The 20,370-nt window shown below is 65.9% G+C and carries 16 protein-coding genes; 9 read left to right on the top strand and 7 right to left on the bottom strand.

The genetic code is table 11. The features are described 5' to 3' along the window. Positions 1-138 precede the first annotated feature (138 nt). Positions 139-1,398, top strand: a complete 1,260-nt coding sequence (locus POM99_RS08025; RefSeq protein WP_277276531.1) for a polyhydroxyalkanoate depolymerase — start codon at positions 139-141, stop codon at positions 1,396-1,398. Positions 1,399-1,408: 10 nt separating this feature from the next. Here the strand turns inward: POM99_RS08025 and POM99_RS08020 are convergent, their stop codons facing one another. From POM99_RS08020 to POM99_RS08010, 3 genes are all read right to left on the bottom strand, one after another. Further along, positions 1,409-1,858, bottom strand: a complete 450-nt coding sequence (locus tag POM99_RS08020) for a MaoC family dehydratase (protein WP_277276827.1) — start codon at positions 1,856-1,858, stop codon at positions 1,409-1,411. A 93-nt stretch (positions 1,859-1,951) separates the two neighbouring features. Then, on the bottom strand, positions 1,952-3,331 hold the full coding sequence (locus POM99_RS08015) for a putative O-glycosylation ligase, exosortase A system-associated (RefSeq protein ID WP_277276529.1): 1,380 nt from the start codon (positions 3,329-3,331) through the stop codon (positions 1,952-1,954). Continuing rightward, positions 3,324-3,479, bottom strand: coding sequence for a hypothetical protein (locus POM99_RS08010; protein WP_277276527.1), 156 nt, complete (start codon positions 3,477-3,479; stop codon positions 3,324-3,326). Before POM99_RS08010 ends, POM99_RS08015 begins: the two co-directional genes overlap by 8 nt. Before the next feature lie 85 nt (positions 3,480-3,564). Between POM99_RS08010 and POM99_RS08005 the strand changes: the two genes are divergently transcribed. From POM99_RS08005 to POM99_RS07990, 4 genes are all read left to right on the top strand, one after another. Next, on the top strand, positions 3,565-4,797 hold the full coding sequence (locus POM99_RS08005) for a TIGR04063 family PEP-CTERM/XrtA system glycosyltransferase (RefSeq protein ID WP_277276525.1): 1,233 nt from the start codon (positions 3,565-3,567) through the stop codon (positions 4,795-4,797). Positions 4,798-4,845: 48 nt separating this feature from the next. Then, entirely contained in the window at positions 4,846-6,504 is a 1,659-nt protein-coding gene (locus tag POM99_RS08000) for a hypothetical protein (protein ID WP_277276523.1), read from the top strand. A 217-nt stretch (positions 6,505-6,721) separates the two neighbouring features. Next, a complete protein-coding gene (gene gltB / locus POM99_RS07995; RefSeq protein ID WP_277276522.1) occupies positions 6,722-11,362 on the top strand; it encodes a glutamate synthase large subunit in 4,641 nt (1,546 codons plus the stop codon). Positions 11,363-11,375: 13 nt separating this feature from the next. Next, the gene (locus POM99_RS07990; RefSeq protein WP_277276520.1) at positions 11,376-12,809 is read left to right on the top strand and encodes a glutamate synthase subunit beta; all 1,434 of its coding nucleotides are present in this window, start codon (positions 11,376-11,378) and stop codon (positions 12,807-12,809) included. Positions 12,810-12,988: 179 nt separating this feature from the next. On the opposite strand, the gene POM99_RS07985 is transcribed toward POM99_RS07990, so the two are convergent. Next, positions 12,989-13,642: an N-acetylmuramidase domain-containing protein gene (locus POM99_RS07985; protein WP_277276518.1), complete on the bottom strand. Its 654-nt coding sequence runs from the start codon at positions 13,640-13,642 to the stop codon at positions 12,989-12,991. 130 nt (positions 13,643-13,772) lie between these two features. Then, a complete protein-coding gene (gene ung, locus POM99_RS07980) occupies positions 13,773-14,456 on the bottom strand; it encodes a uracil-DNA glycosylase (protein ID WP_277276516.1) in 684 nt (227 codons plus the stop codon). Positions 14,457-14,596: 140 nt separating this feature from the next. Between ung and POM99_RS07975 the strand changes: the two genes are divergently transcribed. Genes POM99_RS07975 through POM99_RS07960 form a run of 4 tightly spaced genes read left to right on the top strand, consistent with a single transcriptional unit; the run spans position 14,597 to position 17,813 of the window. Further along, positions 14,597-15,913: a UDP-glucose dehydrogenase family protein gene (locus POM99_RS07975; protein ID WP_277276514.1), complete on the top strand. Its 1,317-nt coding sequence runs from the start codon at positions 14,597-14,599 to the stop codon at positions 15,911-15,913. Positions 15,914-15,973: 60 nt separating this feature from the next. Then, positions 15,974-16,591, top strand: coding sequence for a ribonuclease D (locus POM99_RS07970; protein WP_277276512.1), 618 nt, complete (start codon positions 15,974-15,976; stop codon positions 16,589-16,591). Further along, positions 16,591-17,247, top strand: coding sequence for an LPS export ABC transporter periplasmic protein LptC (locus tag POM99_RS07965; protein ID WP_277276510.1), 657 nt, complete (start codon positions 16,591-16,593; stop codon positions 17,245-17,247). The genes POM99_RS07970 and POM99_RS07965 overlap by 1 nt, the downstream gene beginning before the upstream one ends. Next, positions 17,244-17,813: an LptA/OstA family protein gene (locus tag POM99_RS07960; protein ID WP_277276508.1), complete on the top strand. Its 570-nt coding sequence runs from the start codon at positions 17,244-17,246 to the stop codon at positions 17,811-17,813. Before POM99_RS07965 ends, POM99_RS07960 begins: the two co-directional genes overlap by 4 nt. An 18-nt stretch (positions 17,814-17,831) precedes the next feature. Here the strand turns inward: POM99_RS07960 and POM99_RS07955 are convergent, their stop codons facing one another. Together POM99_RS07955 and POM99_RS07950 are read right to left on the bottom strand one after the other, a co-directional pair. Next, positions 17,832-19,472 carry a glycosyltransferase gene (locus POM99_RS07955; RefSeq protein WP_277276506.1) on the bottom strand — a complete coding sequence of 547 codons (1,641 nt, stop codon included), beginning with the start codon at positions 19,470-19,472 and terminating at the stop codon, positions 17,832-17,834. Between the two features lie 75 nt (positions 19,473-19,547). After that, positions 19,548-20,309 carry a class I SAM-dependent methyltransferase gene (locus POM99_RS07950; protein ID WP_277276504.1) on the bottom strand — a complete coding sequence of 254 codons (762 nt, stop codon included), beginning with the start codon at positions 20,307-20,309 and terminating at the stop codon, positions 19,548-19,550. Positions 20,310-20,370 lie beyond the last annotated feature (61 nt).

Below are 20,370 nucleotides of genomic sequence, written 5' to 3'. Positions count from 1 at the left end.
AAGGGGGCATGCGGGCAAGCGGTGGAACGGGCACCCCCGGACCTCGCAAATTGTTGCGTTGCACAAGGCTTGAAACCACGGCAGACTGCGCCGCAATCGAGTCCGGCGCTGCCGGGCAACAACAAAAGGTGTTCGCAGGTGCTTTACAAGATCCACGAGATCCAGCGCTCGTTCCTGAATGCGGGCAGCGCCATGGCCTCGCTCACGTCGGAACTGTTCTCCGATCCGCGCTATCCCCTCGCCAACACGGGCTTCAGCCAGATGATGGCGTCCGCGCTTGATGTCTTCGCCCACGCCGCCGCGCCGCGCGCAAAGCCCGCCTTCGGCATCAAGACGGTGACGGTCGATGGCCACGCCCATGCGGTCAGCGAGACGACCGCGGTGACGCGTCCGTTCGGTGATCTCAAGAAGTTCACCCACACCGGCCTGCCCGAGGACGCGCCCCGCCTGCTGATCGTCGCGCCCATGAGCGGACACTACGCCACGCTGCTGCGCGGCACGGTGGAGCGCATGCTGGAACGCTGCGTGGTCTACATCACCGATTGGGCCGATGCGAAGTACGTCCCCCTTGAAGAGGGCAGCTTCAACCTCGACGACTACATCGATTACATCGTCGGCTTCCTGGAATACATCGGCCCCGGCGCCCACGCGATGGCGGTGTGCCAGCCTTCGGTGCCCACCTTTGCTGCAACGGCGGTCATGGCCAAGGCCGGCCACCCCTGCCGCCCGGTCACGCTGACCATGATGGGCGGGCCGATCGACACGCGTGAAAGCCCCACTGCGGTGAACGACCACGCGATCACCAAGCCCTATGTGTGGTTCAAGCACAACGTGATCACCACCGTGCCGCAGAACTATCCGGGCGCGGGGCGGCAGGTCTATCCCGGCTTCGTGCAGCTCGCCTCGTTCATGTCGATGAACCTCGGCAGCCACATGATGAGCCACTATGGCCTGTTCAAGCACATGGTGCAGGGCGATGGCGAAAGCGCCGACGCCACCAAGAAGTTCTATGACGAATACCGCGCGGTCTGCGACATGACCGCTGAATTCTACCTGCAGACGGTGGACGTCGTGTTCCAGACCCACGCCCTGCCCAAGGGCGAGCTGGTCCATCGCGGCACGGCGGTGGACCTGGGCGACATCACCGACACCGCGATCCTGTGCATCGAGGGCGAACGCGATGACATCTCCGGCATCGGCCAGACCAAGGCCGCGCTGAAGGTCACGCCCAACCTGCCGGAAAAGCTGAAGAAGTACCACCTCGCTCCCGAAGTGGGCCACTATGGCATCTTCAACGGCACCCGCTGGCGCACGTCGATCGCCCCGGTCGTCGATGAATGGGTGCTGCGCCACGACCGGCTGGCGAAGAAGCGCAAGAACCTCTCGGTCGTCGCCTGATCCGGCTGGGTCAGACGAAAAACTGGGAAATCCATTCGCAGATCAGGGCGGGCTTGTCCTCGCCCTCGATCTCGATGGCCACTTCCATCACCTGCTGCCATTGGCCGGGGCGTTTTTCCTCGAGTTCCAGAAGCTTGAACACACCCCGCACCCGCTTTCCGGCGCGGACCGGGGCCAGGAAACGCAGCTTGTTGCTGCCATAGTTGACGCACATATTGGTGCCCTCGGCCACAGGGCAATCGCTGCGTTCGGTCAGCAGCGGCAGAAGTGAGAGGGTGAGGAAACCGTGGGCGATGGTGCCGCCGAACGGGGTCTGCGCCGCACGGACCGGATCGACGTGGATGAACTGGAAATCGCCCGTCGCCTCGGCAAAGCGGTCGATCCTTTCCTGGGTCACCTCGATCCATTCGGACGTGCCGATCTGCTGCCCGGCCAGCTTCGCGATATCGGCCGCCTGCATGGTCTTCTGCATCGCTCAACCCCCTCTCGATCGCTCTCAGTCGATCTCAACCCCCTCTCAACTGCGCTCAACCTACGGCGGCTGCAACCCGCTTCAAGGGGTTGGCAAAGATGCAGCGAGTGCGCGGCCGGTGTTGCGGGGCCTGCGGAACGGCGCGCTGGCGCTGCGTTGCACGCGCCCGATATAGGCGCTCAGGCCGCACTGAAGCCCCACCAGCATATAGCAGAACGGCTGGAACGCGATGCCCACGAAGGCCCCGCCAACCAGGTAGACGATCTGCGCCTGCTGCAGCGCATCGGCCAGCGGGGTGACCCATGCGAACCCCGGCGGCGGGTCCTTGGCATAGCGGCGGCGCAGCATTTCCATCTGCACCACGCCCATGATGTGCAGCAGCAGCCACAGTGCCAGGCCGGGATAGCCCTGTTCGCCCAGCATCTCGAAGTAGCTGGAATGGAAGGCGCGGGCCTTTTCCTCGATCCGTTCGGTTTTCAGCGCGGTGTTGTTGTCGCCCGCATCGTCGGCGATCACCTTGTCGTAAGAGACGCTGTTCTGGAGGTAGGAGTTGAAGCCGCCGCCGAACGGATTGCTCTGCGCGTATTCCATCGTCCACTGCCACACCGCGATGCGCGTCCCGGCGGATTGGTCGCTCCGGTGGTTGCGGATCGTGCTCATCCGCTCGGTAAAGCTGGCTGGCAGCAGCGGCACGGCGATCACCCCGGCGATGGCGATCAGCGAGATGTAGAGCAGCCGCCGCTTGGCCGTGCGCAGCATCAGCACGCCGAGAACGGCCACGCAGATCAGCCCGGTGCGCGCCTGCGTGCCGATGGGCATCAGCAGGCAGGAAAAGCAGATGCCCAGCGCGAACAGCCAGACCATCCAGTTGGGCCTGAAGATCGTGCCATGCCGCGCCAGCCACAGCGCCAGCGGCACCACCGAGATGGCCACCGCCGATATGATCGAGCCTTCGTAGAGCCCGGTGTTGTCGTTCACCAGCAGCTTGAGTTCGCCATAGCCGCCGCCCGAGGCCAGCGTCTTGATCCCGCCGCCGATCACGATCACGCCGACCGAAAGCACCATGACCAGTGTCATCGCTTCGATCCGCAGCCGGGTGCGCAGGGTCAGCGGCATGAATATGGCAAAGACCAGCGCCTTCCACACCCAGGCCCACTTCTCCAGCGCTTCCTCCGGGAAATCGGCGGTGCGGGTGGTGAGGCCGCAATAGACCAGCAGCAGGAACAGCACGAACTGGCGTGGCGAAACGCGGATGCCGTCCTTGTTCTCCGCCGCCAGCCACGCGAGGATCATGCAGCCGAACGTGATCAGCGAGACCGGCACGCTCTGCAGGAAGCCCCAGGTCACCTTCTGCGGGGCGACGATGTCGATATAGGCATAGGCCAGCACGAGCAGGAACGGCCGCCGCAGCCCCGCGCCGAGAAAGGCGAAGACGAAGGCGGTGAGAAAGAGGTTAAGCACGCGGCCGCCGCCGGTTCTGCCCCCGCGCCAGCGGCTTCCTGCCTTCGGGCAGGGCGGGGTCGTTGTCGAGATCGTCGCGATGGAGCAGGCGCCATACCGCCAGCGCCATCAGCGCGTGCGGCACCACCACGGTGAAGATGTCGATCATGGGGCCACGACCTTGCGCATGCACCATGCCCTAACCCGCCGGGGTTGACGCCGCGTTAAGCCTTCCCGTGGCATGGCCGGAAACCATGACACGCGTGCTCCATGTCCTTGATCACAGCCTGCCGCTGCACAGCGGCTATACCTTTCGCACCCGCGCCATCCTGAAGGCGCAGGAGGCGCTGGGGCTGGACGTGCGCGGCGTGACCGGGCAGCGCCATGCCGCCCCCGCCGTGCCGGGTGATGTGCAGCAGGCCGACGGTCTGACCTTTTACCGCACCCCCGGCGAGGCCGAAGGGCCGACCGGCTGGCGTGAATGGAAGGAAGTATCCGCGCTGGCCGCGCGCATCGTTGAAGTGGCGCGCGATTGGCGGCCCGATGTGCTGCACGCGCATTCGCCGGCGCTGTGCGGCCTTGCCGCGCTGAAGGCCGGACGCAGGCTGGGCATTCCCGTGGTCTATGAAATCCGCGCCTTCTGGGAAGACGCCGCCGTGGGCAACGGCACGGGCCGCGAGGGATCGGCGAAGTACTGGCTGACCCGCCACCTGGAAAACCGCGTGGTCGCCGGCGCCGATGCGGTTGTGACGATCTGCAACGGCCTGCTGGAAGACCTGGTTTCACGCGGATATCCGCGCAGCCGCTTCACCGTGATGCCCAACGGCGTGGACATGGCGATGTTCGGCACGCCGTTGCCGCGCGATGCGGCGCTGGCCAACGAGCTGGGGCTGGGTGAGGGGCCGGTGATCGGCTTCCTCGGCAGCTTCTACCCCTATGAAGGGCTGGACGACTTGATTGCCGCCATGCCCGCCATCGTTGCCCGCGTGCCCGATGCCCGCCTGCTGCTGGTGGGTGGCGGCCCCGCCGAGGAACGCCTGCGCGTGCAGGCCTCGGCCAGCCCGGCGGCCAGCGCGGTCCGCTTCGTCGGCCGGGTGCCGCACCATGATGTGGACCGGTACTACAGCCTGGTCGACGTGGTCTGCTATCCGCGCAAGGGCATGCGCCTGACCGAGCTGGTCACCCCGTTGAAGCCGCTTGAGGCCATGGCGCAGGGCAAGCTGGTGGCGGCGAGCAGCGTGGGCGGGCACCGCGAACTGATCGAGCACGACCGCACCGGCACGCTGTTTCCACCCGATGACCCGGCCGGGTTGGCCGATGCGATGGCGGATCTGCTGTGCCATCGCCAGCGCTGGCCGGAACGCCGTGAAACGGCGCGCACGTTCGTTGAAAAGCGGCACGACTGGGCTCTCAACGTCAGACGTTATCTTCCCGTTTACCAAACCGTGCTAGGCCAAGAGCCTGATTATGCCGAAATTGCCGCCTGAAACCGGGGGCGATCAAGGCCGATAAGGTATCCGGGGACTCGAACGCACGTGAAACCGAAGAAGCGCAAGCCCGCCCAGCCGATCACGGCGCATCCGCTGTTTCCCGCGCTTGTCGCACTCTGGTTCGGGGCCCTGTTCGGGCTCGGCAGCTTTGCGGTGCCCGCTTCGGTGCTGGAACGAATCGTTGCCATGACCGGGCTGCCCGCGCTGGTTCCGGCTGCAGCGCCGCCGCTGGGCGCCACGGCGCATGCGCTCGTCGCCATCATGTTGACTGTCGTCGGCCTTGGCCTTGGCGCGCTGATCGGCCTCAGGCTCAGGCCCGCCTCGCCCCATGCCAGCCCGCGCCGCCGTTCGGTGGTGCCTGATGCACCCGCCGAAAGCACGGGCCGGGCTGCGTGGCGCGACGTGGAAGTGCCGGTGTGCCAGCCTCTGATCCTCAGCGAGGACATCGCCGCCGAACCGATCGCCCCGGCCCCTGCGGAAGACGCGCCTTACGATGACGTCTACTCTGCCGATCCCGTGGCAGAGGCGGAGCAAGCCGAACCGACCGATTACGCCGAGTTTGTCGCGGTTGATGAAGGCGAGGCCGCATTCGAAGCTGAACTCGAGGCCCAGCCGTTTGATCAGCCCGAGACAGCGGCTGACGCCATGGCTGACGATGCCGACGAGATCGAGCAGGCCGAAGTCGAGACGGTGGCCGCCGCACCTGCCCGGCCGACCATGGCCCCGATCTTCGCCATGCCCGAACCGGTCGTACCCGGCGCGCCGCGCTCACCGGTGGCCGAGGCACCGCTTGGCACGCTGGGCCTGGTCCAGCTGATCGAGCGTCTGGCGCTGGCCATTGCCGAACGCCGCGCACTGCAGGAGCAGGCGCAGGAATTGGCGCAGGCCCAGGCAATGGCGCAGCCGCAGGACGAAGCATTCGCGCCGGCAATTGAAACCCGGCCCGCGCCGGAAATGGTTGTTCCGCCGGTGGCGGAGCCTGTTGATGATGCGGAACCCGAAACGGCAGCGGACCTTGCACCGTTCAGCCAGCCTGCGCGCGCTCTCTTCCGTTCGCCCTTGTTCGATCAGGCGCGTTCGGGCCCGCTGGCGATGCGGCTGGGCGCTTCGCCCGCTCCGGATGTGACCGTGCGTGGCGAAGAGGACGAGCCGACCACGCCGGCAAGCGACCGTGCGGAAGGCATCCAGCCGCTGCCCTATTCGCCGCTGGTGCAAAAGCCGATCCAGCGCATCGTTTCGCTGCGTTCGCAGGAAGCGGATATCGCACCCGTCACACAGGACGACGAGGACGAGGAAGAGGTCATCGTGCCGCGCTTCCTGGGTCGCACGCCGCTTCAGCCGGTGGCGATCCCCCAGTCCGATGATGCCGAGCCCGAGCCGCCCGTGCCCGAGGAGCGCTATCCCTCGCTGGTGGACATGCCCGCGCCGCTGCCCCGCCAGGAGTTCGTGCGGGTGGACCTGCCGCTTGATGCGCTGGCCGCCGATGCTCCCGAAACGGATGGCGTGGCCGAAGATGACATGACCGAGGTAGAACCGGTCGTGGTCTTCCCCGGACAGGGCCCGTTCGCCCGGCCGCAGGCGACAGGGGAGGCACCCCGCCAGATTTTCACCCCACCCGCCGCCCCGCAGGTTGATCCAGAAGAGGCCGATCGTGCACTTCGCGCTGCGCTGGCAACGCTGCAACGGATGACGGCGAAGGGTTGAAATTCAAAGATAAAATGCGGGATGAGGGGGCGTTCTGCCCCCCCATTCTGTGATCGCATTCCTATTTCCAACGGCCTTCTGGGCCCGCTGCCCCTTCTCGCGGTTGCAAAATAACAATCCTGCAGTCATGGGGGACATTCGCGCAACTTTCATCGCCTTTTCCGGGCGGTGATTCGCGCGCGTATTCCTTCTTTCTGGATGCAGGAACAAATTCGAGATGGGTTTTCCGCCGGTTCAGGGCCTCTACGATCCGCGTAACGAGCATGACGCCTGTGGCGTGGGCTTCATTGCCCACATCAAGGGGCAGAAAAGCCACGCGATTATCGAACAGGCGCTGCAGATCCTGCACAACCTGGACCACCGCGGCGCGGTGGGCGCGGACCCGCTGCTGGGCGATGGCGCGGGCATCCTGATCCAGCTGCCCGATGCGCTGTTCCGCAAGTGGGCCACTGCCGAGGGCAAGACACTGCCTGCGCCGGGCGACTATGCCGTGGCGATGTGCTTCCTGCCGCAGGACGAGCCCAGCCGGAACTTCGTGATCGAATTCTTCGAGAAGTTCATCGCCAAGGAAGGCCAGGAACTGGTCGGCTGGCGCGACGTGCCCACCACCGTGGCGGGCCTGGGCAAGACCGTGATCGAACAGATGCCGGTGATCCGCCAGTGCGTGATCGCGCGGGGCGCCGGCACGCCCGATCAGGACGCGTTCGAGCGCAAGCTGCTGGCGATCCGCAAGCAGACGCAGAACCCGCTGGCCGCCATGGCCGAAAAGTTCGACCTGCCGGGCGTGACGCAGCTCTACATGCCCAGCTTCTCGTCGCGCACCATCGTCTACAAGGGCTTGCTGCTGGCGACCCAGGTGGGCGGCTTCTATGACGACCTGCGCGATCCGGACTGCGTTTCGGCGCTGGGCCTGGTTCACCAGCGCTTTTCGACCAACACCTTCCCCAGCTGGAAGCTGGCGCATCCGTTCCGCTTCGTGGCGCACAACGGCGAGATCAACACCGTTCGCGGCAACGTGAACTGGATGAATGCGCGCCGCCGCACCATGGAATCCGAACTGCTCGGCCCCGATCTCGACAAGATGTGGCCGATCATCCCGCACGGCCAGTCGGACACGGCGAGCCTCGACAACGCGCTCGAGCTGCTACTCGCGGGTGGTTATTCGCTGGCGCACGCGGTGATGATGCTGATCCCCGAAGCCTGGGCCGGCAACCCGCTGATGGATGGCAAGCGCCGCGCGTTCTATGAATACCACGCCGCGCTGATGGAGCCGTGGGACGGCCCGGCGGCGGTGGCCTTTACCGATGGCCGCCAGATCGGCGCGACCCTGGACCGCAACGGGCTGCGCCCCGCGCGCTTCTCGATCACCCGCGACGACCTGATCTGCATGGCTTCGGAAAGCGGCGTGCTGCCCTTCCGCGAGGAGGACATCGTCCGCAAGTGGCGCCTGCAGCCCGGCCGCATGTTGCTGATCGACATGGAAAAGGGCCGCATCGTCGAGGACGAGGAGATCAAGGCCGAACTCGCCGGGGCGGAGCCTTACGAGGAGTGGCTGGAATCCGCGCAGTACAAGCTCAAGGAGCTTGAAGTGGTGGAGCCCGAGCTGGCCGCGCTGCCGGTGGAGACGACCTCGCTGCTCGATCGCCAGCAGGCCTTCGGCTACACGCAGGAGGACGTGACCAAGTTCCTCGAGCCGATGGCCGTGGCCGGTGACGATCCGATCGGCTCGATGGGCACCGACACGCCGATCGCGGTGCTGTCGAAGCGTTCGCGCCTGCTCTACGACTATTTCAAGCAGAACTTCGCGCAGGTGACCAACCCGCCGATCGACCCGATCCGCGAGGAGCTGGTCATGTCGCTGGTCAGCATGATCGGGCCGCGCCCGAACCTGCTGGGCCACGACGCCGGCAGCCACAAGCGCCTGGAAGTCGACCAGCCGATCCTGACCAATGACGAGATCGCCAAGATCCGCTCGGTCGAGGCCGCGCTCGACGGCGCGTTCCGTACCGCGACGATCGACACCACCTGGGACGCCGCGAGCGGGGCCGATGGCCTCGAGCAGGCGGTGAAGGAAATGTGCTGGGCCGCGACCGAGGCGGTGCTGGCGGACAAGAACATCCTGATCCTGTCCGACCGCGCGCAGTGCGAAAGCCGTATCCCGATGCCGGCGCTGCTGGCGACGGCGGCGGTGCACCACCACCTCGTCCGCCAGGGCCTGCGCATGCAGACCGGGCTTGTCGTGGAAACCGGCGAAGCGCGCGAAGTGCACCACTTCTGCGTGCTGGCGGGCTATGGCGCGGAAGCGATCAACCCGTACCTGGCGTTCGAGACGCTGGAGGCGATCCGGGTCGACAAGGATCTGCCGCTTTCGACCAAGGACGTGCAGAAGAACTACATCAAGGCGATCGGCAAGGGCATCCTGAAGGTGATGTCCAAGATGGGCATCTCCACCTACCAGTCGTACTGCGGCGCGCAGATCTTCGACGCGGTGGGCCTGTCCAGCGCCTTTATCGAAAAGTACTTCACCGGCACCGCCACGACCATCGAAGGCGTAGGGCTCAGGGAGATCGCGGAAGAGACCGTGCGCCGCCACGCCACGGCCTATGGCGACAACCCGATCTACAAGAAGATGCTGGACGTGGGCGGCATGTACCAGCTGCGCCTGCGGGGCGAGGAGCATGCCTGGACGGCGAGCAACATCGCCAACCTGCAGCACGCGGTGCGCGGCAACACGCCCGAGAAGTATCGCGAGTTCGCCCAGTCGATCAACGACCAGTCGGAACGGATGCTGACCATCCGCGGGCTGATGGAGCTGAAGAAGGCTGACCAGCCGATCGACATCTCCGAGGTCGAACCGGCGAGCGAGATCGTGAAGCGCTTCGCCACCGGCGCGATGAGCTATGGCTCGATCAGCTGGGAAGCGCACACCACGCTGGCCGTTGCGATGAACCGCATCGGCGGCAAGTCGAACACCGGTGAGGGCGGCGAGGACCCGATGCGGTTCAAGCCGCTGCCCAACGGTGATTCGATGCGCTCGGCGATCAAGCAGGTCGCCTCGGGCCGCTTTGGCGTGACCGCGGAATACCTGGTCAACGCCGATGACGTGCAGATCAAGATGGCGCAGGGCGCAAAGCCTGGCGAGGGCGGCCAGCTGCCGGGCGACAAGGTCGACAAGACCATCGGCAAGACCCGCCATTCCACCCCCGGCGTCGGCCTCATCTCGCCGCCGCCGCACCACGACATCTATTCGATCGAAGACCTCGCGCAGCTGATCCACGATCTCAAGAACGTGAACACCGGCGCGCGCATCTCGGTCAAGCTGGTGTCGGAAGTGGGCGTGGGCACCGTGGCTGCGGGCGTTTCCAAGGCGCGCGCGGACCACGTCACGATCTCGGGCTATGAAGGCGGGACCGGCGCTTCGCCGCTGACCTCGCTGACGCACGCGGGTTCGCCGTGGGAGATCGGCCTGGCCGAGACCCAGCAGACGCTGCTGCTGAACAACCTGCGTTCGCGCATCTGCGTGCAGGCCGATGGCGGCATCCGCACCGGGCGCGACGTGGCCGTGGCCGCGCTGCTCGGCGCGGACGAGTTCGGCTTTGCCACCGCGCCGCTGATCGCCGCGGGCTGCATCATGATGCGCAAGTGCCACCTCAACACCTGCCCGGTCGGCGTGGCCACGCAGGACCCGGTGCTGCGCGCGCGCTTCACCGGCCAGCCGGAGCACGTGATCAACTACTTCTTCTTCGTGGCCGAGGAACTGCGCGCGATCATGGCCGAGATGGGCTTCCGCAACGTGGCCGAAATGGTCGGGCGCGTGGACCGGCTCGACGTGAAGAAGGCAGTCAGCCACTGGAAGGCGCAGGGCGTGGACCTGTCGAAGCTGCTGCACAAGGTGGAGCCGGCCCCCGGCACCACGCTGAACTGGAGCGGCACGCAGGACCACGGGCTGGAAGCCGCGCTGGACAACGACCTGATCGCCGCCGCCGCGCCCGCGCTGGACAAGGGCGAGGCGGTGCGCATCGAGCGCAGCGTGATCAACGTCAACCGCACCGTGGGCGCGATGCTTTCGGGCGAAGTGGCCCGCAAGTATGGCCACAAGGGCCTGCCGGACAACACCATCCACGTCTCGTTCAAGGGCGTGGCCGGCCAGTCGTTCGGCGCGTTCCTGGCGCATGGCGTCACGCTCGACCTGACCGGCGATGCCAACGACTATGTCGGCAAGGGCCTTTCGGGCGGCCGCGTGGTGGTGCGCCAGCCGGCGCATGTCGATCGCGAGGCGACCGAGAACATCATCGTGGGCAACACCGTGCTCTATGGCGCGATCGCGGGCGAGGCCTACTTCAACGGTGTGGCCGGTGAACGCTTTGCCGTGCGCAATTCGGGCGCGATCGCGGTTGTCGAAGGCACCGGTGACCATGGCTGCGAATACATGACCGGCGGTGTCGTTGCCGTGCTGGGCAAGACCGGCCGCAACTTTGCCGCAGGCATGTCTGGCGGTGTGGCCTATGTCTATGACGTGGATGGCAATTTCGCCCAGCTCGCCAATCCGGCGATGGTCGACCTGCTGCCCATTTCCGCCGAGCGCGACGAGGACGAGGGCACGGGTCGCCCGCAGCAGCGCGGCGTCGACGTTCACGACTATGGCATGGGCGACATGCTGCGCCATGACGCGGAACGCCTGCGCGTGCTGATCGAACGCCACCTGCTGCACACCGGCAGCAAGCGCGCGCGTGCGATCCTCGACAACTGGGCCGAGGAACTGCCGCGCTTCGTGAAGGTCATGCCGCGCGATTATGCGCGGGCGCTGCGCCAGATGGAGGCCGAGCGCCTCGCCGCCGCCTCGGTCGCGGCTGAGTAAGGGTTAGATTGCAATGGGTAAGGCAACCGGTTTCCTTGAGATCGACCGCAAGGATCGCACCTATGACGCTCCCGAAGAGCGCCTGAAGCACTATCGCGAGTTCATCATCCCGCACGACGAGGCCGGCCTGAAGGGGCAGGCTTCGCGCTGCATGAACTGCGGCATCCCGTATTGTCACAACGGCTGCCCGGTGAACAACCAGATCCCCGACTGGAACCACCTGGTCTACGAGAACGACTGGCGCGAAGCGGTCGAGAACCTGCATTCGACCAACAACTTCCCCGAGTTCACCGGCCGCATCTGCCCCGCCCCGTGCGAGGCGGCCTGCACGCTGAACATCGTGGACCAGCCGGTCACCATCAAGTCGATCGAGTGTGCGATCGTGGACAAGGGCTGGAAGGAAGGCTGGATCGCACCGCAGGTGCCGTCGAAGAAGACCGGCAAGTCGGTGGCCGTGGTCGGTTCGGGCCCGGCGGGCCTTGCTGCCGCGCAGCAGCTGGCGCGCGCCGGCCATTCGGTGACGGTGTTCGAGAAGAATGACCGCGTCGGCGGGCTGCTGCGCTATGGCATCCCCGACTTCAAGATGGAAAAGCAGCTGATCAATCGCCGCGCGATGCAGATGGAGGCCGAAGGCGTCCAGTTCCGCACCAGCGTGGAGGTGGGCGTGACGGTGTCGTTCGCGTCGCTGCAGGAAAACTTCGACGCGGTTGTCCTGTCGGGCGGCGCGGAAGACCCGCGCGGGCTGAACATCCCCGGCGCGGAACTGCCCAGCGTGCGCATGGCGATGGAATTCCTGACCCAGCAGAACAAGCGCAACGCCGGTGACGACGAACTGCGCGCCGCCCCGCGCGGCTCGCTGCTCGCCACGGGCAAGCACGTGGTGGTGATCGGCGGTGGCGACACCGGCTCCGACTGTGTCGGCACCTCCAACCGCCAGGGGGCGCTGAGCGTTACCCAGCTAGAGATCATGCCCAAGCCGCCGGAAAAGGAAGACAAGGCGCTGAGCTGGCCCAACTGGCCGCTGAAGCTGCGCACCTCGTCGAGCCACGAGGAAGGCTGCGAGCGTGAATTCGCCGTGCTGACCAAGCGCGTCGTGGGTGAAAACGACGTGACCGGCCTGGAATGCGTGCGCGTGGAATGGGTCAATGGCCAGATGCAGGAAGTGCCGGGCAGCGAATTCGTGCTCAAGGCCGACCTGATCCTGCTCGCCATGGGCTTCGTCGGCCCGCGCAAGCAGGGCCTGCTTGAACAGGCGGGCGTGGAGCTCGACCCGCGCGGCAACGTGAAGGGCAACGTCGTCGACTACAAGACCAGCGTCGACAACGTCTTCGCCTGTGGCGACATGCGTCGTGGCCAGAGCCTTGTCGTCTGGGCCATCCGCGAAGGCCGCCAGTGCGCCTGCGCGGTGGACGAGGCGCTGATGGGCGTGAGCGAACTGCCGCGCTGATCACAGCGATCGGCCGAAAAGAAGGGGCGCTTCCGCAAGGAGGCGCCCTTTTCGCTGCAGCACTGACCTCGAACCCCCAGCCCCGGCCCCTCCCCAGCGGGGCGAGGAGTGAGATGAGTCGAGCCGCAGGCGCGGCATGGTCGCAGCGGAGTGGGGCTACGACGCCCGCCTGCCACCCTTCACTTCATCGCGTCGGCCAGCTTGGTGTGATAGGAAAACTTCACGTAGCTCGGCCCGTTATAGGCCTTGGCGAAGGCCCTGCACGTTTCCGGATTGGTGGAAAGCGCCTTCATCTCGTCCTGCAGGTGGTTGTGCTCGATATAGCGGGCAAGCAACTCGTAATGCGCCGCTTCCGACGCCACGGTGGAGAAGGCCAGCGCAAAGGGCGAATCATAGTGGAAGTCTGCCCAGTACTGCCCCAGCACCTGAAACTTGCCCCACGAGCATGACATGAACGCGGCATCGACCGATCCGGTCACGATCGCGCCCACCAGCTTGTCCCAGCTGCTTTCGTTATAGCCGCCGCCCTGCGGGTTGCTGAAGGTGCTGACCGAGTACCTGCCGCCGGTGAAGGCGTGGAACTTGTGCCGCTCGAACAGGATCTTGGGCCGGCCGGCCTTGTCGAAGCCCGCACCGCCGGCCTCCACGGTGGCGACTGCCGCCAGCTGCTTGGTCGAAACGCCCAGCCGGTCGGCAAAGGCTTTGGCCTCGGTGGCGGAAAGCTTCGCCGCCTTGGGATTGCTGAACGCGGTCATCAGCGCGGCGCGTGACTTCTCGCCCCAGATCCCGTCTGGCTTGGCGCCGATGGCCTTTTGCAGGTCGATGATGTTCATGGGTCACTCCCCTATGGTCCGGTCCATCGGGGAGGATGCGTGTTAGTAACGGCGTGGCAAAGCGCTATTCATGCCAAATCGGGCGGTAACCGCCCAAGCTGCTGATCGGCCGCCAGTCTTTTTCGGCCGGTCAGACGCGCCAGTCGATCGCACCGCGCCCGTGCGAATCGAGGAAGGCGTTGGTCTGGCTGAACGGCCTGCTGCCGAAGAACCCGGCATAGGCGGACAGCGGGCTGGGATGCGGCGCCTTCAGCACCAGGTGCGGCCCATCGGCAAGGCCCGGCACGCGTGCCGCCTTCTTCTGCGCATGGCTGCCCCACAGTACGAACACGGTGGGCTCGCTGCGCGCCGCCACGGCGGCGACGGCGGCGTCGGTCAGTTCCTCCCACCCCTTCATCTGGTGCGATCCGGCCTGTCCGGCCTCCACCGTCAGCGCGTTGTTCAGCAGCAGCACGCCCTGTCGCGCCCAGTTCTCCAGGTTGCCGTGGTCGGCGCGGGGAATGCCCAGGTCGCTTTCCAGCTCCTTGTAGATGTTGACCAGGCTCGGCGGGATCTTCACGCCCTTCTGCACCGAAAACGCCAGACCATGTGCCTGCCCTGGTCCGTGATAGGGGTCCTGCCCCAGGATGACGACCTTCACCTGATCAAGCGGCGTCAGCTCCAGCGCGGCAAGGCGGCTGCCGCGTGGCGGGTAGATCGTCTTGCCAGCGGCTTCCTCGGCCTTCAGGAACCCGCCCAGCGCGCGCGCCTTGCGGCTTTCCAGCACGGGGGCAAGCGCGGGGGCCCAGCTTTCGGGCACTGCATTTTCTGTCATGATCGGGCTGTAACCCACCGGTTCATGGCCGGGCAAGCGCGCGTGCGGCATTGGCAGGTGCAAGGGCGCGTTTGCGTCGCGCGGCCATGCTTGCTAACCGCGCGGCCGGTTGCACGGCAGCATTTTCAGGAAGACGGCACATGAAGATCGCGATGGTGGGTTCGGGCTATGTGGGCCTCGTGTCCGGCGCGTGCTTCGCCGATTTCGGGCATGACGTGGTCTGCATCGACAAGGACCAGGGCAAGATCGACAGCCTGCGTGCGGGCGTGATGCCGATCTACGAACCCGGCCTTGCCGAACTGGTGGCCGGCAACGTGAAGGCGGGCCGCCTTTCGTTCAGCACCGATCTGGCCGCTTCGATCGAAGGCGCGCAGGCGATCTTCATCGCCGTGGGCACGCCTTCGCGCCGTGGCGATGGCCATGCCGATCTCAGCTATGTCTATGCCGTGGCGCAGGAAGTGGCGGCGGAGCTGAAGACACCGGCTGTCGTGGTCACCAAGTCCACCGTGCCGGTGGGCACGGGTGACGAGGTGGAGCGGATCATCCGCGAAAGCGGCACGGGGGTGAAGTTCGCGGTCGTCTCCAACCCCGAATTCCTGCGCGAAGGTGCGGCGATCAGCGATTTCAAGCGGCCGGACCGCATCGTCATCGGCGCGGAGGAAGATTGGGCGCGCGCGGTGATGAACGAGGTCTATCGCCCGCTCTTCCTCAACAAGGCGCCGATCCTGTTCACCAGCCGCCGGTCGAGCGAGCTGATCAAGTATGCCGCCAACGCCTTCCTCGCCACCAAGATCACCTTCATCAACGAAATGGCCGACCTGTGCGAAAAGGTGGGCGGCGATGTGCAGGACGTGGCGCGCGGCATCGGGCTCGACGGGCGCATCGGTTCCAAGTTCCTCCATGCCGGGCCGGGCTATGGCGGATCGTGCTTTCCCAAGGATACGCTGGCCCTGCTCAAGACGGCAGAGGACTACAACTCGCCCCTGCGCATCGTGGAGGCGGTGGCCAAGGTCAACGACAGCCGCAAGCGCGCGATGGGCCGCAAGGTGATCGAGGCGCTGGCCGAGGCCGGCGCGGGCGAGGCGCGGGGCAGGCGCATCGCCCTGCTGGGCCTGACCTTCAAGCCCAACACCGATGACATGCGCGATGCGCCGTCGATCGCCATCGTGCAGACGCTGATGGATGCCGGGGCAGAAGTGGTCGCCTATGATCCCGAAGGCATGGAACTGGCCGCGCCGCTGATGCCCGGCGTGACCATGGCCACCAACACCTATGAAGCGGTGAAGGGTGCCGATGCGGTGGTGCTGGTAACCGAATGGGATGCCTTCCGCGCGCTGGACCTTGACCGGGTGAAGCAGCTGGCGGCGCAACCGATCCTGGTGGACCTGCGCAACATCTATGATCCGGTGGAAGTGCGCGAAAAGGGCTTCCACTACAGCAGCGTGGGCCGGATTTGAGGCGGGCTGTTCTCGCCACCGTGCTTGCCGTGTCCCCGTTGAAAGCCTAAGCGAGTCCGAATGGCTGTTTACTTCCACGAAGAAGATCTGCCCGCCGGCGCGCTCGCCCCGGGCATTGTCGCTGTCGACACCGAGACGATGGGTCTGGTCACCACGCGTGACCGGCTTTGCGTGGTGCAGATTTCGGACGGGCTGGGTGATGAACACCTGGTCCGCTTCGGCCCCGGCAGCGCCTATGATGCGCCGAACCTGAAGGCGGTGCTGGCCGATCCGGCACGGCTGAAGCTGTTCCACTTCGCCCGGTTCGATCTGGCGGCGATCCAGCATTACCTGGGCGTGATGGCCACGCCGGTGTTCTGCACCAAGATCGCCAGCAAGCTGGTGCGCACCTATACCGACCGCCACGGACTGAAGGAACTGGTGCGCGAACTGCTGGGCAAGGAGATTTCCAAGCAGCAGCAGTCGAGCGACTGGGGCGGCCCGGTGCTGAGCGAGGCGCAGCAGGAATATGCCGCATCCGACGTGCGCTATCTGCACGCCATGCACGCGATCTTCGTGGAACGGCTGGCACGCGAAGGGCGGACCGAGATGGCGCAGGCCTGCTTCGATTTCCTGCCGACGCGCGCGCTGCTCGATGTGGCCGGCTGGGCCGACCGCGACATCTTCAGCCACGAGTAATGACTGAACAGGCCGACCAGATCCGCAGCAGCCGGCGGCACTTTGCCGCGCCCGGCGGTTCGCACGATCGGATCGTCCGGTTCCTTGCTTCGGCCCTGCCTGCCGCCATCGGCGCCCTGCTGGCGGTGATGATCCTCGCCCCGCTCAGCCCGCGTGGCGAGATCAGCTTCCTGCTTGATCGCAACAAGGTGGCGATGCTGCAGGACCGGCTGCGCGTGGTTTCGGCGATGTACCGTGGCGAGGACGATCGCGGGCGCAACTTCTCTGTCACCGCAGGCAACGCGGTGCAGCACACCGCGCGTGAAAGCGTGGTGGAGATGAAGGACGTGACGGCGCGGGTGATGCTGAATGACGGGCCGGCGATCCTGACCACCGACGCCGGCGATTATGATTTCGGCAAGCAGGTGATCGGCGTTCCGGGCGCGGTGAACTTCCAGAGCGCAGACGGGTATCGCATGGTCACGCAGGGCGCGAACATCGATCTCAACACCCGCCGCATGGTTTCCAACGGCCGGGTGGAAGGTCGTATTCCCGCTGGCACTTTCTCGGCCGACAGCATAATCGCCGACCTTGAACAGCGCACGGTCACCCTGGATGGCCACGCGCGGCTGCGGATGGAACCCGGCAAGCTGCAGATGCCTGGAAAGCAACGATGAACCAGACTTTCGACACCATCCGCAAAGCCCGCCCGATGCGCTCGCTGGCGATCGGTTTCGCCGCGTCGGCGGCGCTGATTGCGGGGGCGCAGCACCTGGCGGCGCAGGGGATCGGCGCGCACAACAGCAATGCGCCGGTGAACTATGCCGCTGACCGGATCGAGCTGCAGGACAAGGCGAACCGTGTGGTCCTGTCCGGCAACGTGGACATCACCCAGGCCGAGCTGAACCTGCGCGCGGCGCGCACCACGGTGGCCTATACCGACACCAACGAACTGAAAATCCAGCGAATCGACGCGACCGGCGGCGTGGTGGTGACGCGCAACAACGAACGCGCCAGCGGCGATGTGGCGGTCTATGACTTCAACAGCCGCATCATCACCATGGTCGGCAACGTGGCCCTGCGCCGCGGGTCTGACACGCTGAACGGAGGGCGGCTGGTGATCGATCTGAACACCGGAATCTCCAGCGTCGATGGTCGTTCGGGCGGCGGTGCCGGTGGTGTTGGCGCGGGCAGCCAGGGTGGCCGGGTGAGCGGCACTTTTGCCGTTCCCAAGAAGAGCTGAGGGCGGCTCAGCCCCCTCTCAGTCGTTCTCAGTCGGTTTCAACCCCGTCTCAGTCCGTTTCAATGCACGCACCGTGATGTTGACCGGATAGGCCGGATCTGCCGGGTCCAGCCAGCGTGGGCCGACGTCTTCCACGGCCAGTCCCTGCAGAAAACAGGTGGCGGCAAAGACGTTGCCGTGCACCTCCAGCGTGAAGTTGCCGGGGCCGAAAGTCTCTTCGAACAGGCGGTTGGCCACCTTGGGGGCGAAGGCCCAATACCATTGCCATTCGATGTTATCGACCGGGGTGATCGCCGGCAGCGTGGCCAGCAGCACCCCGCCGGGCTTCAATGTGCGATAGAGGTTCCGCAGCGCCACTTCCGGGCGATAGGCATATTGCAGTGCCTGGGTGAAGATCACGCAATCGAAGGTATCGGCGGGGAGCGTCGCCTCGTCCTCGAAATCGCCGCGGATGGTGGTGCCGGGATCGTCGTTGACGTTGAGCACGTCCTGCCGGGTTATCCCCGAATCGTAGATCTGGCTGTAGCCCGGCGTGCCCACTTCGAGCACCCGGCCCTTCACATCCTTGCGGTGGGTGTCGAGGAAGCGTTCGATGTAGTAGCGGTCCACCGGGTTGCCGCGGCCATAGCCGAAGTTGGGATCGACCGGTTTAAGGCGCGCAAGATCTCCGAAATCGAAATCGCCGAGCCGGGGCGTGACCTTGGGCTTGCGCACGCGGCGCACCAGATCGACCACCGGATCGGGCAGGACGCGCAGCACGATCTGCCGCAGCGCGGCGGCAGGGGTCAGGCGGGGCGCAACGCGCATCATCTTTCTCCTTTGCGCCCAGCGGGTGGCGCTGGGCGCGCCGCGTTCCGTCCAGACGAAGTTGGTGAAGGCCTTTTTCCAGTGGCGCTGGCCATCGCGCCACGCGCGCAGGCCGGCGACATCGGCAGGGTCGGGCCGGTTGCGGTCCAGCACCTTGAGATGCCAGGCCAGCATTTCAGCCGCATCGGACGACATGTTCTGCCCATGCAGGCGATAATCGGCGACGACGGCGGGGTGGCAGGCGACCAGGAAACGGCGCGCCATGCGCAGGAACAGGTCATAGTCCTCGCAGCGTGGGATCGTGGCTTCGTATCCGCCGACGGCGAGCAGCTTTGCCCGATCGAATATCACCGCCGCGTGCATCTGCACCACGTTGCCGCGCAGGAGGGAGTGCCAGCCATTGGGCTGGACCCGGCAGATCGAGGGGCCGCCCAGCGGCTTCAGGTCGGCATCCACCAGCCGGTGCGCGCCATAGACGAAGCCCGCGCCGGGATTGGCCGCCATGCAGGCAAGGCCCGATTCCAGTGCCGTGTGGGCCAGCACGTCATCCGCATCGAGGAAGACGACGAAGCGCGCGGAGACCTGCGCCAGCGCGGCGTTGCGCGCGGCGGCAATGCCCTGCTGCGGAATGGCGAGAAGGCGCACGCCGGGATAGCGGGCGAGGACGGCGGCGGGATCATCGGTGGATCCATCATCCACCACCAGCACTTCGACAGGCGGCACGGATTGCGCCAGCACGCTGTCGATCGCATCGCCGAGGAAGCGGGCGTAGTTGTGCGTGGTGACGATCACCGCGACGCCCCGATCCTCAATCGCGTCTTCCAGACGGTCCGTCACCAAAGCCTGCATCATCGCCTATCCGACGAACAGCCTAGAGATGGACCAAGGTTCTCGCAATTGCGAAAAGACGTGCCGTATCGGGATAAGTCATGCGGCACGTTTTACCGCGCGGATGGCGATGGTGACCGGATAGCATTCATCCACCGGTTCAAGCATCTTCGTATCGATATCTTCCACCACGATGCCGTGGAGATAGCAGGTGGCCGCAAAGACATTGCCGTGGATTTCGATGCTGCAGTTTTCCGCGCCAAACGTGGCGTGGAACAGCCGACGCGCAACCTTGGGCGTGAAGGTCCAGAGCCAGCCGTTGTCGCCCGGTTCCAATGGCGTGATCACCGGAATGGTCGCCAGCAGGACGCCGCCGGGCTTCAGCGCGCGATAGAGCTGTGCCACCGCGACGGCCGGTTCGAACACGTATTGCAGCGTCTGCGTGAAGACGATGCTGTCGAAGGCATCCGAAGGCAGCAGGCCTTCCGTGCCGATATCACCCGCGAAGGCCACGTTCGGACCGGGGATGCTGTCCAGCTCATCAACCTGGGAGACGCCCTGGCCATAGGCGCGGGCATAGATCGCAGTCGCCACTTCAAGCACGCGACCGCGAATGTCGGCCCCGCGCCGGGCAAGGAATCCTTCGATATAGTATCGATCGACCGCGCCACCGCGCAGATAGCCATAGTGCGGCGCAATCGGCGTGGTGCGGGCCAGATCGCCGAAATCCACGCCGCCCACGGGCGGGACGCCGAGCCCCAGCCGCCACTTTCGCAGGCGAAGGCGCAGGCTGGCGGGCAAGGCCTGGCGGAGCATGCCGCTCAGCAAGGCGCGTGGTCCGGTCTGCGGCGGCCCCTGCATCTGTTGATCCGTCCCAGCCCCGTTTTGGCACCCTGTGCCGGCCTGAAGGCCCAGCCGGCGG

It is taken from the genome of Novosphingobium cyanobacteriorum (assembly GCF_029436685.1).
GTDB lineage: Bacteria > Pseudomonadota > Alphaproteobacteria > Sphingomonadales > Sphingomonadaceae > Novosphingobium > Novosphingobium cyanobacteriorum.
The sequence above is the reverse complement of the archived record's forward strand: the minus strand, read 5'-3'. Positions and strand labels throughout refer to the sequence as shown.

Coding starts and splice junctions, on each gene's coding strand:
- POM99_RS08020 (WP_277276827.1), bottom strand. CDS start 1,858: ATGCAGGCGGCCGATATCGCGAAGCTGGCCGGGCAGCAGATCGGCACG.
- POM99_RS08010 (WP_277276527.1), bottom strand. CDS start 3,479: ATGATCGACATCTTCACCGTGGTGGTGCCGCACGCGCTGATGGCGCTG.
- POM99_RS08005 (WP_277276525.1), top strand. CDS start 3,565: ATGACACGCGTGCTCCATGTCCTTGATCACAGCCTGCCGCTGCACAGC.
- gltB (WP_277276522.1), top strand. CDS start 6,722: ATGGGTTTTCCGCCGGTTCAGGGCCTCTACGATCCGCGTAACGAGCAT.
- POM99_RS07990 (WP_277276520.1), top strand. CDS start 11,376: ATGGGTAAGGCAACCGGTTTCCTTGAGATCGACCGCAAGGATCGCACC.
- POM99_RS07985 (WP_277276518.1), bottom strand. CDS start 13,642: ATGAACATCATCGACCTGCAAAAGGCCATCGGCGCCAAGCCAGACGGG.
- ung (WP_277276516.1), bottom strand. CDS start 14,456: ATGACAGAAAATGCAGTGCCCGAAAGCTGGGCCCCCGCGCTTGCCCCC.
- POM99_RS07975 (WP_277276514.1), top strand. CDS start 14,597: ATGAAGATCGCGATGGTGGGTTCGGGCTATGTGGGCCTCGTGTCCGGC.
- POM99_RS07970 (WP_277276512.1), top strand. CDS start 15,974: ATGGCTGTTTACTTCCACGAAGAAGATCTGCCCGCCGGCGCGCTCGCC.
- POM99_RS07965 (WP_277276510.1), top strand. CDS start 16,591: ATGACTGAACAGGCCGACCAGATCCGCAGCAGCCGGCGGCACTTTGCC.
- POM99_RS07960 (WP_277276508.1), top strand. CDS start 17,244: ATGAACCAGACTTTCGACACCATCCGCAAAGCCCGCCCGATGCGCTCG.
- POM99_RS07955 (WP_277276506.1), bottom strand. CDS start 19,472: ATGATGCAGGCTTTGGTGACGGACCGTCTGGAAGACGCGATTGAGGAT.
- POM99_RS07950 (WP_277276504.1), bottom strand. CDS start 20,309: ATGCAGGGGCCGCCGCAGACCGGACCACGCGCCTTGCTGAGCGGCATG.